Annotated in this window: 9 protein-coding genes; 1 reads left to right on the top strand and 8 read right to left on the bottom strand. The window is 72.1% G+C overall.

Annotated elements, in window-relative coordinates; all coding sequences use genetic code 11:
• Positions 1-12: 12 nt before the first annotated feature.
• The 3 genes from E1267_RS25660 to E1267_RS25650 all read right to left on the bottom strand — a co-directional run bounded on the left by E1267_RS25660 (position 13) and on the right by E1267_RS25650 (position 3,986).
• Positions 13-981 (bottom strand): ROK family protein, encoded by a 969-nt coding sequence (locus E1267_RS25660; RefSeq protein WP_132335757.1) that lies wholly within the window; start codon positions 979-981, stop codon positions 13-15.
• Between the two features lie 108 nt (positions 982-1,089).
• On the bottom strand, positions 1,090-2,130 hold the full coding sequence (locus E1267_RS25655; RefSeq protein ID WP_220449673.1) for a LacI family DNA-binding transcriptional regulator: 1,041 nt from the start codon (positions 2,128-2,130) through the stop codon (positions 1,090-1,092).
• A complete protein-coding gene (locus E1267_RS25650) occupies positions 2,127-3,986 on the bottom strand; it encodes an MBL fold metallo-hydrolase (RefSeq protein ID WP_220449672.1) in 1,860 nt (619 codons plus the stop codon). Before E1267_RS25650 ends, E1267_RS25655 begins: the two co-directional genes overlap by 4 nt.
• 32 nt (positions 3,987-4,018) lie before the next feature.
• Here E1267_RS25650 and E1267_RS25645 point away from each other — a divergent pair, with 32 nt between their 5' ends.
• The gene (locus E1267_RS25645) at positions 4,019-5,704 is read left to right on the top strand and encodes a glycoside hydrolase family 84 protein (protein ID WP_132335755.1); all 1,686 of its coding nucleotides are present in this window, start codon (positions 4,019-4,021) and stop codon (positions 5,702-5,704) included.
• Between the two features lie 39 nt (positions 5,705-5,743).
• On the opposite strand, the gene E1267_RS25640 is transcribed toward E1267_RS25645, so the two are convergent.
• Genes E1267_RS25640 through E1267_RS25620 form a run of 5 tightly spaced genes read right to left on the bottom strand, consistent with a single transcriptional unit; the run spans position 5,744 to position 12,037 of the window.
• Entirely contained in the window at positions 5,744-7,258 is a 1,515-nt protein-coding gene (locus E1267_RS25640; RefSeq protein WP_132335753.1) for an FAD-dependent oxidoreductase, read from the bottom strand.
• On the bottom strand, positions 7,255-8,967 hold the full coding sequence (locus E1267_RS25635; protein ID WP_132335751.1) for an alpha-amylase family protein: 1,713 nt from the start codon (positions 8,965-8,967) through the stop codon (positions 7,255-7,257). The genes E1267_RS25640 and E1267_RS25635 overlap by 4 nt, the downstream gene beginning before the upstream one ends.
• Before the next feature lie 3 nt (positions 8,968-8,970).
• The gene (locus E1267_RS25630; RefSeq protein WP_132335749.1) at positions 8,971-10,323 is read right to left on the bottom strand and encodes a GH1 family beta-glucosidase; all 1,353 of its coding nucleotides are present in this window, start codon (positions 10,321-10,323) and stop codon (positions 8,971-8,973) included.
• Complete coding sequence (locus tag E1267_RS25625; RefSeq protein WP_165959781.1) at positions 10,320-11,147, bottom strand: carbohydrate ABC transporter permease; 828 nt, start codon at positions 11,145-11,147, stop codon at positions 10,320-10,322. The genes E1267_RS25630 and E1267_RS25625 overlap by 4 nt, the downstream gene beginning before the upstream one ends.
• Positions 11,144-12,037: a carbohydrate ABC transporter permease gene (locus tag E1267_RS25620; protein WP_132335747.1), complete on the bottom strand. Its 894-nt coding sequence runs from the start codon at positions 12,035-12,037 to the stop codon at positions 11,144-11,146. The genes E1267_RS25625 and E1267_RS25620 overlap by 4 nt, the downstream gene beginning before the upstream one ends.
• Positions 12,038-12,050: the final 13 nt, after the last annotated feature.

Below are 12,050 nucleotides of genomic sequence, written 5' to 3'. Positions count from 1 at the left end.
GATGGGGGCAGGTCAGGCATCGGTCTTCCCTGAGAGGAGGTCGTGTGCGACGGCGCCGGCCCCGACCACGCACACCCCCGCGCCGAGCTGCGCGAGCTCGATGCGGGCGGCGCGGGCGGCGGGAGGCATGGCGTCCCTGGCGACGGCGGCGGCGACGGGGGCGAGGAGCCGGGCACCGGAACGGGTGACGCCGCCGCCGAGGACGACGAGTTCCGGTTCGAACGCGTTCACCAGGTCGGTGATCGCGGTGCCGAGCGCCCCTGTGGTCTCGTCCCAGATCTCGGTGGCGAGCACGTCACCGGCGGCCGCCGCGAGGGAGACGTCCTCGGCCGTCGGGAGCTCGATGGCGGACAGGGACGAGGTGCTCCCCGCGGCGATGGCCTCGCGGGCGCGTTCGGCGATGGAGGTGCCGGACGCGTACGCCTCGAGGCAGCCCCGGCGGCCGCAGGAGCAGGCGCGCCCGCCGGGCCGGACCATGACGTGGCCGAGTTCGCCGCCGTTGCCGGCCGCGCCCCGGTGCAGGCGGCCGCCGATGACGGCGCCGCCTCCGACGCCGGTGGACACGGTGAGGTAGAGCATCGTGGACGTGCCGCGGCCCGCGCCGTGGCGGTGTTCGCCCAGGGCGGCGGCCGTGGCATCGTTCTCAAGCGCCGACGGTACGCCGTACGCCTCCGTCGCCATCGCGCCGATGGGGATGTCGATCCACCCGGGCAGGTGCGGCGGGCATTCCAGCACGCCGGCGGCCGCGTCGAGCGGCCCGCCGCAGGAGATGCCGACGGCCGCCACGTGGGGCACGCCCGCCTCGGCGACGGCCTTCCTGCCCAGGTCGAAGAGCCTGGACAGCACCCGCCGCGGCCCCTCGTCCCTGAGGGTGGGCGCGAGTTGCCAGCCGTGGATCCGGCCGTCGCCCGTGACGACGCCGGCGGCGAGTTTGGTGCCGCCGATGTCCAGCGACAGAACGGGGGGAAGAGCGTGCTCCATTGGGCCTCCGACGGGAACGCGCGCCGCACGGAGGGCGTGTGACATCGTTCCCACACGGGATCCTAGGACGACCTTTCCCCACGGGTCAACGCGACTTATGCCGAAATGTCAGATCGCGGGGGGTGGCGCGGTGGACTCGCGGCTGATCAGCCTCACGTTGAGGACCGTGGTGACGGAGTCGGCGTCGGGCATCTCGATCCGCTCCGACAACCGGCGTACGGCGGTCGCACCGAGCCCGTAGGTGTTCTGCGAGACGGCGCTGACCGTGGGCGAGACCATGCTCATCCAGGGCGCGTCGTCGAAGGCCACGAGGCTGATGTCGGCGGGCACCCGCAACCCCAGCTCGCCGATCGCCCGCCAGACGCCCTCGGCGAGCACGTTGTTGGCCGCGAAGACGGCCGTGGGCCGGCCGGGCCCGCGCAGCATGTCGAGGGCCCTGCGGCGGGAGTCGGCGACGTCCCAGCCCGACGAGACGACCAGGTCGGGCTCGACCTTGATGTCGCCGGCCGCGAGCGCCTCCAGATAGCCCTGGTAACGCTCGTAGCCGGTGGTCCAGTCGGTCTCGTCGATGAACAGCGCGATCCTGCGGTGGCCCAGCTCGACCAGGTGGGAGGTGGCCGTGCGGGCCCCGACGCGGTTGCCCACCACCACGCCGTCGGTCGAGCCGGCCGCGAACTGCCGGTCGACCTCGACGACCGGGATGCCGTGGGCGCTCAGATAGGTGGAGACGGCCGAGGAGTTGGGCGTCACGACCACGCCGGCCACTCTGAGCGCGACGAGCGCCTCCGCGGCCTCGCTCTCCGCCTCGGCCGACAGGCTCGTGTCGGCCAGGACCATCGTGTAGCCGCGCTCGCGGGCCTCCCTGCTCGCCCCCGCGGCCAGCTCCGCGTAGAACGGGTTGCGCAGGTCGCTCACGAGGACGCCGACGGACCTGCTCACCTGCTGTTTGAGGGTGCGGGCCATCACGTCGGGCACGTAGCCGAGCTCGGCCGCCGCCCGCAGCACCCGCTCGCGTACGTCACTGGCCGCGTAGCCGCGGCCGGTCAGCGCCCGGGAGACGGTGGAGCGCGAGACTCCGGCGGCCTCCGCGACGTCCTTGATCGTGGGACGCCGCGAACGACCAGGGGACGGGTGCCGCTCCATGGTCATCGAGTGCCTTCCCCGACCACGTCGACCAGCGCCTCGGCGTGCTGCCCGAGGCGCAGATCGCCGATGGTCACATCGACGGCGAGGCGTACGCGGCGCCGCGGCACGGTGTCGGCGCCGAGACGGAGACGCACCTGATCCATACCCCCTCCGTCCAGCCTCAGCGTCGAAGAACCGCTTTCGCGGCGCCAGCCCGGGGGAACGACCGGCTCCACCGTGACCGTCGCCTTGCCCGGCCACGGGTTGCGCACCGTGGCCGTCAGCGTGATCTCGCCCCCGGCGGGGACGCTCGAATAGTAAGGGGTCAGGCGGCACAGCACCGTGTCCGCCCCCACGTCGAGCCGGTCGAGCGGGAGCAGGTCGTGGTGGAGGGCGACGAGCTCCTCGCCGCGCTCGGTGAGCATGCGCAGGTAGTCGTCGTCCACCCAGCGGGGCCGCCAGTGGCCGCTGACCATGAGGTCGGGGCGGAGCCGCCGGTAGAGTGCGGCGCTCTTGCGGTAGTCCTCGATCCTGAACCTGTTCTTGTACTGGAAGTTCAGGATCTCCTGGCGTTCGCCCGGGACGCCGTTGCCGTCCTGCTGGTCGCCGGTGACCAGCACCCGGTGCCCGTCCACCTCGAACTCGTACGCCGCCGCGAACAGCGTGTGCCCCGGCAGGTCGTGCACCGTGATCTCGTACTCGTGCCAGCGCACCGTCTCCCCCAGCCCCAGAACCCGGTCGGCGGGGATAGGGTCGAACCACTGGCAGGGCAGGTCGTGGTGGAGGGGCGTGGCCAGGATCGGGGCGATGTGGGACGGCGCCCAGATCTCGGTGCCCTCGACGTCGCGCAGCAGGGGCATGCCGGCCACGTGGTCGTCGTGGTAATGGGTGGGCAGCGCCACCTCGACCTCGGTGACGCCGTGCCGCTCGCGCAGCGCGGGCAGCGACGCCAGCCACGGCCGGCGGGCCTCACGCGCGGTGCTGTTCACCAGGCCGGTGCACATGTCGTAGCCGAAGTCGAACACCATGGCCGCGCCCGACTCCGACAGCAGGACATAGCTGTAGGACTGGCTGCTCCTGTTCATCAGCAGGTGCGGGGTGACCTCGATGAACGGCTCTGCCAGCAGCCCGCGCACGTTCCAGGGGTGCGGGCGGCGGAAGTCGACGTAGCGCTGCATCGCCGCGGACAGCCGGGGGAGGGCGTCCGCGGGGTCGGTCATCGGCTCGCCGTGCGAGGGCAGCAGCACGTCGGGCTCCTCCCGCTGGAGCAGCTCGGAGCTGACGACCACCATCGCGGGGCCTTCGTTCTCGGTGTAGGACCACTGGGTGGCGGCCAGCGACCACACCTTCCCCGGGGCGTAGATCAGGTCGCCGGTGAAGGCGACCCTGGTGCCGCCGGTCTCCACGAGGTAGCTGACGGAGCCGGGGGTGTGACCGGGGGTGGGCAGGACGCGGACGTCCACGCCGCCGTAGCGGGCCGTGCGGTATTCGGGCACCACGCCGTCCACCGGCACCGGCTCCAGCAGCGAGAATCGGTCGTCGCGCAGGTCGTAGTCGTTGCTGATGCGCCGCCCCTGCCACATCTCGCCGACCTTCTCGAACAGGTCGCGCTCGACCGGCGGCACGTGCACGGCCACCCCCGCCTCGACCGCTTGGGCCAGGCCTTGTGCCTGGTCGCGGTGGTGGTGTGTCATGAGAACATGGGTGAGCCGGTCGAGGCCGAGCTCCTCCAGGAGGTCGAGCACCCGGCCGGAGCCGAAGTCGATGGCGATCCCGGTGCGTTCCGTCCCCGGCTGGGCGGGAGCCGCGATGACATAGACGTGGCAGGTGTCCAAAATTCGGAACACCCCGGGCAAAACTTCGGTCACATCCTCACTCACGGGGCGTGAGTCTATCCGGTATCGTTCCCACAATGCATGCCCTGGACTGGATCGTCCCCTTTCCGAGAACGCTCACGACCGGCCGCTCGCACGTGGACCTCGGCGGATGCCGCATCCAGCCGGGCTCCGCACCCTCCACTGCCACTGCCACCGCCACCGCCGCTTTGCGCGCCCTCGAACCGGCGGACGCGCCCGTGGGAGGGCCGGGTGAGCCGGTGACGGTGGAGGTCCGGGTCGACGCCGGGGCGGGGCTGCCGCCGGAGGGCTACACGCTGAGCGCCGCCCGCGACCGCGTGCTGATCGTGGGCGCGGACCCCGCGGGCGCGTTCTACGGCGCGCAGACCCTGCTGGCCCTCGCCGGGCCCCCGTGGTCGTCGTGCCCGGAGCATCGGGTGTGCGTGCCGGAGGCCGAGATCCGCGACTGGCCCGACCTGCCGCTCCGGGGCACCATCGAGGGTTTCTACGGCACCCCGTGGACCCACGCCGACCGCATGGAACACCTGCGTTTCTCCGGCAGGCACAAGCTCAACGCCTACGTCTACGCCCCCAAGGACGACCCGTTCCACCGGGAGCGGTGGCGGGAGCCGTACCCGGAGGAGGAGCTGGCGAGGCTGGCCGAGCTGGTGACGGAGGCGGCGGCGCGGCACGTCAGGTTCGTGTTCGCGCTGAGCCCCGGCCTGTCCATGGTCTACGGCGACGCCGGCGAGCGGGCGGCGCTGCGCGCGAAGGCCGAGCAGGTGTGGGAGGCGGGGGTCAGGGAGTTCGCCCTGTTGTTCGACGACATTCCGCCCGAGCTGCAGCATGAGCCCGACAAGCAGGAGTTCGGCACGGAGGAGGGGGCGAGCGCGAGCGCCCACGCGGCCGTCTGCCGCGACTTCGCCGAGAAGTTCCTCGCCGTACGCGGGGCCGACCGGCCGCTGACCATGGTGCCCACCGACTACGCGGGCACCGCGAGGACGGCCTACCGCGACCGGCTCGCCGCCGAGCTGCCAACGGACGTGCTGGTCTGGTGGACCGGGCCCGACATCGTGGTGGGCGAGATCTCCGCGCGGGACATGGCAGCCGCCGCGGCCTCCTACGGGCACCGGATCGCCCTGTGGGACAACTTCCCCGTCAACGACTTCGACTTCGACCGGGTCTTCCTGGGCCCGCTGACCGGCCGGGCGACGGAGCTGGACGGCGTCGCGCTCGAGGGCATCACGGCCAACCCGATGGTGGAGGCGGCGGCGTCGCGGATCGCGCTGACGACCGTGGCCGACTATGCCTGGCATCCGGCGGCCTACGATCCGGCCCGGTCGCACGAGCGGGCCGTGCGGCTGCTGCCGGGCGCCGCGGAGCTGCTGCCGCTGGTGGAGGCGTGCTCGTCCTGGCCGCCCGGCGCCGACCAGAGCCCGGAGCTCACCTCGTTGTGCGCGACCGCGCTGAAGGGCGAGCCCTCGGAACGACTGCGCGCCGAGCTGACCCGGCTGGCCGGGCTGCCGCTGGACGTGCCGGGACCGATCGCCGCCGAGCTGGCCCGTTGGGTGGCGGCCGCCAAGGACATGGCCGTGGCGGGCCTGGCGGCCCTCGACCTGCTCGACGCCGGCCCGGACGCCCGTCCCGCCCGCGCACCCGCCGTGGCGCGGGCGCTGGCCAGGGCCGAGGAGCACAAGGCGAACGTCCTGCGCCGCGTGGTCCCGCCGTTCGTCCGCGCCGCCCTGGAACAGGCCGGCCCCTGACCGCCCCTGACCGCCCGCGCCGCGGCGCGGGCGGGGCCGTCACAGGGCGAGCACCTGGCCGGCGGCGGACAGCTCCTCCTGGAGGGCGGTGACGTCGATGTCCTGCACGGCCTTGCCGCTCTCCGCCGCCCGCACCGCGGCGAGCCCGGCGGCGTGGCCGAGCATCTGGTACTGGACCTCCATCCGGATGGAGGAGAACGCCACGTGCGAGGCCGACACGCACACCGGCACCACGAGGTTGGCGCATTCCACGCGCCGCGGCACGATCGCCGCGTACGGGATCTGGTAGGGGGCGACCCCCACCGACAGGTAGCCCTCGGTGACGACCATCGGCACCGGGTCGGGATGCTCGTACACCCACCGCCAGGTCCGCTGCACCTCGCGGACGTCGAGGTGGTACGACCCCATCGCGATGACGTCGGCCTGCGGGCGGCTCTGGACGAGGTCGTGTTCCGTCAGGTGCCTGTCCCCCAGCATGCGCCGCGCCTCGCGCACGTACAGCTGGTGGGGCAGGTGGCCGGTGTCGGCGAACTCGTCGGGCGGCAGTCCCCAGCGCCCCAGCTCGGCCCGCACGCTCGCGGGCACCTCGGGATCGTGGGAGAGGAAGTACAGCAGGTCCTGGGCGTGGTGCAGGTGGTGCAGCCGGATGCGTTCGCGCTCGCCGGGCCCGGCGTCGGGGTAGTCCCAGGCGGAGCGGTCGAGCACGCTGAGGGAGAAAGGCCCGAGCGAGTTGCCGTCGCACTTGCCGTTCGGGAGGTTCGGCGCCAGTCCGACGAGACGTCCGGCGCGGGGCTCGACGCCCTGCTCGCGCCAGTGCCGGAACAACCGCCGTCCGAGCTCCCAGTGCTCCTCGTCGTAGCCGGGCCGGCGCTCGATCGGGATGCGGTCGGGCGCGCTGGTCAGGCAGACGCGGTAGCCGTACGACATGACGCCGCCGTCGCCCTCGCCCACCTCGACCATGGGCCCGTCGGCGACCTGCGGCAGGAGCGTGCCGTCGGCGCGGAACGGCGAGATCCACGGCGGGAAGTTGTGCATGCCGGGCACGACCTCGCGACGCCCTGCGAAGGTCTCCCCGTGCAGGGTGCGGTCCTCCCTGCCCACCCGGTACGACACGCCTGCGGCGGCCATCAGGTCGCCCTCGTAACCGGCGTCCACGAAGGCGCCGGCGGTGTAGTCGCCCTGAGGGGTGACGACGGAGAGGATCCGTTCACCCGAGGTGACCACCGTGCGGAGCGGGGCGTCGTACACGACCTCCACGCCGGCGCCTTCCAGCCACGACACGAAGATCGCCTCGGCGACGTGCGGCTCGGGACCCGCGTAGTGGCCGGGCTCGACGCCGTAGGCGGCGGCGACGGCCCGGCGGAACTCGGCGGCCATCCCGCCGAGCACGCGCGAATCGCCGATGTCGGTGTAGCCGAGCCCGCCTGAGGTCATGCCGCCGACGTGCCTGCCGGGTTCGAGCAGCACGGTGTCGAGGCCGCGGCGGGCGGCCGCGACGGCGGCGCACACGCCCGCGGACGTCGCGCCGTACACGATCACCTCGGCCTGCCTCATCGCCGCCACCACTTCGCCACCTGGCGCAGGTCATCGCCGGTGATCCGCTCGCCGGTGTTGTCGATGGACTCGACGTAGTACAGGGCGGGCACGCCGAGCGAGGGCTGCTCCCGCGCGTACGCGAGCCAGTCGGCCCTGCTGGGCATGGGCCACTGGTCGGTGTCGACGAGGTGCTCCGGCATGGCGTGCGCGGCCACCGCGTGGCGGAAGCGGAGCTGGTCGACGGCGGGCACGGGCTCGCCGCGGGCGTCGAGTTCCAGCACGTCGTTGAGCCTGATCATGTCGGTGACGTCCCCGAACGCGGGGTGCGGGGTGTGGGTGATCATGAGGGCGTCGGGTTTGACGCGTTTGGCGGCGGCGTACATGGTGGCGAGCAGCTCGTGCAAAAGAGAGAACCCCCACGTGGAGCCGTACGCCTTGAGGTGCGACCCGCTGGGGAACCACTGCGTGAAGTCGATCTTGAACCCGTCGGCGTCGAGGTCGCCGAGCAGCCGCCGCATGATCTCGCCGACCCTGCGCCGGTAGGCGGGGTTCGACGGGTCGGCGGCCACGGCGCGGCCCGCGGCGTCGGTCACGCACTCCCCGGCGGGCAGCCCGTCGGGCGACCACGCACGCCACCACAACAGCACCCGCTGCCCGCGCGCGTGCCGGCCGGCGATCCATTCGCGCAGTCCGGGCCATTTGGCGGGGTCGGGCTCCTGGTTGCCGTAGGTGAGCTGCCACCGGTCGTCGATGACGACGGTGGCGGGCACGACGCCGTGCTCCTCCAGCCTGGCCAGCCACTCGTCGTAGAGGTCCTGCCGGGACAGCTCGACCGGGGAGCGGCCGGCGGCCCGCGCGCACTGGGCGCCCCAGCCGCAGAAGATGGTCCCGCTCCACCAGTCGTGCCGCTCCGCGACCGGGCCCCGGGGGGCCAGGCCGTGCTCCACGAGGTCCTCCCGGTGATGGGAGACGGCCTCCCAGGGGGACGACGCCGCCCGGAAGATCACGGCCGGCGACGTCCACGCACCGCTCACCGCCGTCTGGCACTCGTAGTCGAAGTGCAGCAGCGCGCCGCCGTCGAGGGGTTCGTACCGGAGCTCGGTGAAGGTCAGGTCCGCGATCCCGGCGCGGACCGACGCGCCGAGCCAGGGGCCTTCCGGTACGGAGGTCGCGCCTCCGTCAAGTTCCCCCTTGCCGAAGGCGAGGGCCAGCGGCGGCGGCGAGAAGACGGCGTGCAGGCGGCCCGGCGAGGCGTCGCCGATCACGGTGAGGGCGAGCGGCGCCGACACCGGCCGCACCACGTGCACGGGGTGCGTGGGCGTGGGGTTGAAGACGCCGCGCGCGTGCACCGCCGAGCGGAACGTGCCGGCCGCGCGGGTGTTGAGCACGGCCCGCCCGCCGAGCAGCGTCACGTCGCTGATGACGCCGTCGCCCTCGACCCGCACCTCCAGCGCGATCGTCTCGGGCGTGCAGGTGAGCCGGACGGTCTTGGTCTCCCACGCGGTGGAGTGCTGCGGGAAGTCGAAGACCGCCACGTCGCCGCGCTCGGCGAGCACGGGCGGCAGGGTCTCGTACGTCTCGTCGCGGTCGCTTCTGGTGGCGACGGAGGCGATGAGACTGAGCGTCATCCAGCCTTCCAGCTCGGCGCTGGGGTCGGTGCGCGAGACGGTCAGCCGGTAGTGCCCGCTGTCCAGGTGGTAGGCGGTGTCCGTGGTGGTGATCCGCATGGTCTAGCCGTAAGCCTCGATCCTGGGCAGGGCGGGGGCGGCGCCGCCCCCGGCGATGAGCCGGGCGTAGTAGCGCCCGGAGTCCTTGATCGTCCGGGCGCCCGTCGCGTGGTCGACGTGGACGAGCCCGAACCTGGGCCGGTAGCCCAGCGCCCACTCGAAGTTGTCCATGAGCGACCAGTGGAGGTAGCCGCGCACGTCGGCGCCCGCGTCGATGGCCTCGCCGACGGCCGCGACGTGGTCGCGCAGAAAGGCGATCCTGCGCTCGTCGTGGACCTGGCCGTCGTGGGAGGGCGTGTCGCCGAAGACACCGCCGTTCTCCGTGATCATCAGTGGCGTGCCGGGGAAGCGGCGGCTCAGGCCGATCAGCAGGTCGCGCAGCGCGCCCGCGTTGATCTCCCAGCCTTCGTCGGTCCGCGCCACGTCGCCGCTGGGTCCGACGACCCGCCAGGGGAACGGGCCCGGCGGCGCAGCCGCCATGACGCGCCTGGTGTAGTAGTTGACGCCGAGGAAGTCGCTGCGCCCGCCGATGGCGGCCTCGTCGCCGTCCTGGATGAAGTCCAGGCCGTGGCCGAGCGCCCGCTCCCAGTGCCCGCGCATGTCGGCGGGATAGCCGCCGGCGAGCAGCGGGTCGAGGTACCACCGGTTGACGTAGCCGTCGGAGCCGGTGGCGGCGGCCCGGTCGGCCTCGCTGCCGGTGGCCGGGTCGCAGGGGAAGAGGCTGAGCGCCGAGCCGGCCAGCACGCCGGGATGGGCGTGCAGCACGTCGGCCGCCGCGCCGTGGCCGAGCAGCACGTGGTGCCCGGCCTTGACGGCCGTGCCGGGGTCGGCGACGCCGGGGGCGTGCAGCCCGAGCTGGTAGCCGAGCAGCGCGATGATCCACGGCTCGTTCTGCGTGATCCACCAGGTGACGCGGTCGGCCAGCCGCCCGGCGACCGCCTCGGTGTAGGCGGCGAAGGCGGACACGGTGGCCCGCTCGGCCCAGCCGCCGGTCAGCGCGGAGGGCATGTCCCAGTGGTTGAGCGTGAGCACGGGCTCGGCCCCGGCGTCGAGCAGCGCGTCGGCGAAGCGCTCGTAGTGGTCGAGCGCCTTGGGGTCGGGGTGCGCGCCGTCGGGCATGACCCGCGACCAGCCGGTGGAGAACCGGTAGGCGCGCAGCCCGAGCTCCTTGACCAGCTCGACGTCCTCACGCCAGCGCACGTAGGAGTCGCACGCCCGGGAGCCGTCGCCGCCGCCCTCGACGGCGCCGGGCCGGCGGCAGAACACGTCCCACACCGACTCGCCCCTGCCGTGGTGGCCCTCGATCTGGTACGCGGACGTGCCCGCGCCCCACAGGAATCCGTCGGGGAAGCTCATCCCTTGCTCCCGGTGGTCGCGATGCCCTTGACGAAGTGCTTCTGGCCGAGGAAGAACAGAATGATCATCGGGATGGTGGTGATCACGCTGGCCGTCATGACGATCTCCCAGTGCCACTCGCCGCCGAACCCGAACTGGTCGAGCAGCGCCTTCAGCCCGCGCGGCACGGTGAACGTGCTGGAGTCGCGCAGGTAGATGAGCGGCCTCATCAAGTCGGTCCAGGCCGCCTGGAACTCGAACAGCAGCGTCACCACGACCGCCGGCTTGCACAGCGGCAGGGCGACCCGGGTGAAGATCTGCCAGTTGTTCGCGCCGTCGATCTTCGCCGCCTCGAACGGCTCGCGCGGCAGCCCGAGGAAGAACTGGCGCAGCAGGAAGATGTAGAAGGCGCTGCCGAACAGGTTCTGGGCCCACAGCGGGGTCAGCGTGCCCACCATGCCGAGCGAGTTCCAGATGAGGAACACCGGGATCATGGTGACCGCGCCCGGCAACATCATGGTGCCGAGCACGACGCTGAACAGCACGCCCCTGCCGGGGAAGCGGAAGTAGGCGAAGCCCCACGCCACCATCGCGCTCGTGACCGTCACGGCGACCGCCGCGAGCACGGTCACGAACAGCGTGTTCACCATCCACAGGGCCAGCGGCGCCTCCTGCCAGACCTGGATGTAGTTGTCGAAGGTGAACGTCTCCGGGATCAGCCGGTGGTCGAACACCTCGCTGCGCGGCTTGAAGGAGGCGCTGAGCAGCCAGACGAACGGGTAGATGAACGCGATGGCGAACGCGCTCAGCGCGGTCCAGGTCAGGATCAGCCGGGCGCGCCTCACGGGTTCCCCCCTTCGTAGTGGACGAACCGCCTGGTCACCAGGATCTGCACGATCGTGATCGCCATGATCACGACGAACAGCAGCCAGGCCAGGGCCGAGGCGTAGCCCATGTGCAGGAACTCGAACGCCTGCTGGAACAGGTAGATGGCGTAGAAAAGCGCGGCGTCGTTGCTGTAGGTGGTGTTGCCCGAGCCGAAGAAGGCGGTGTACGCCTCCGTGAACGACTGCAGGGCGTTGATGCTGTCCACGATGAACAGGAAGAACAGCGTGGGGCTGATCATCGGCACGGTGATCCGCAGCGTGCGCCTCCACCAGCCGGCACCGTCGACGACGGCGGAGTCGTACAGCTCCTGGGGGACGCCGCGCAGCGCGGCCAGGATGATGACCACGGACGCGCCGACGGTCCACAGGCTCATCAGCACCAGGCCGGGCTTGACCCAGTTGGGGTCGGTCGTCCAGGCGGGGCCGTCGATGCCGAAGATGCCGAGGAAGCCGTTGATGAGGCCGCTCTGCCCGTTGAACAACATCAGCAGCAGGATGCCGACGGCGACCGGCGGCGTCATCTTGGGCAGGAAGAAGGCCGTGCGGAAGAAGCCGGTCGCCTTCGTGGCGCTGTTGAGCAGCAGCGCCAGGCCCAGGGAGACGACCAGCTGGGCCGGGACCGACATCACCATGAAGATGAACGTGTTCTTCAGCGCCAGGCCGACCTTGGGATCCTCGAACAGGGTCCGGTAGTTCTCGAGCCCGACGAACGACGGGTCATTGATCACGTCGTAGTCGGTCAGCGACAGGTAGGCGCTGTTGATGACGGGCCACGCGGTGAAGATCAGGAAGCCGAGGATCCAGGGGCTGATGAACAGCAGCGCCGCCCTGGTCTCGACGAACCGCATGGACCTTCGGAAC

It is taken from the genome of Nonomuraea longispora (assembly GCF_004348345.1).
In the GTDB taxonomy this organism is placed as follows: domain Bacteria; phylum Actinomycetota; class Actinomycetes; order Streptosporangiales; family Streptosporangiaceae; genus Nonomuraea; species Nonomuraea longispora.
This window is presented reverse-complemented; position numbering and strand designations above follow the sequence as displayed.